Origin of the sequence: Bifidobacterium sp. H6bp9, from assembly GCF_032193695.1 — a bacterium.
Classification (GTDB): Bacteria; Actinomycetota; Actinomycetes; order Actinomycetales; family Bifidobacteriaceae; genus Bombiscardovia; species Bombiscardovia kimbladii.
The window spans coordinates 1-496 of the sequence record NZ_JASTZY010000017.1 but is presented as its reverse complement, the minus strand read 5'-3'; the positions used below and the strand labels follow the sequence as shown (position 1 = coordinate 496).

Sequence of the window (496 nt, the reverse complement as noted above, 5' to 3'; positions counted from 1 at the left end):
AGTGAAGACACCCGACCGCAACACGTACCCGGACCTGCCCAAGGACTTCACCTACATGCAGGTCAGCGCCGGAACTAATTTTTCGCTGGCCGTGAGCAGCGACGGCAACGCCTACGCATGGGGATGGAACTACAATGGCCGGCTCGGCGACGGAACGATCCACAGCCAGATTACGCCGGTCAGGGTGAAGACACCCGACCGCAACACGTACCCGGACCTGCCCAAGGATTTCACCTATCTGCAGGTCAGCGCCGGAGGCGATCATTCGCTGGCCGTGGGCAGCGACGGATACGCCTACGCATGGGGATGCAACTACTATGGTAACCTCGGCAACAACACCGCCAGCGGGACCGGTGACACGAATCCTGTTCCTAAGCGCGTGCGCGACCCCGCCAGCCCCAAGGACAAGAGCAAAGGACAGCAAGCCACACAGGTCAGCGCCGGATACCATCTTTCGCTGGCCGTGGGCAGCGACGGCAACGCCTACGCATGGGGA

Annotated in this window: 1 protein-coding gene; it reads left to right on the top strand. The window is 62.1% G+C overall.

Annotated elements, in window-relative coordinates:
• On the top strand, positions 1-496 hold a 496-nt coding region (locus tag QRX40_RS08650), incomplete at both ends, for an RCC1 domain-containing protein (protein ID WP_396184586.1).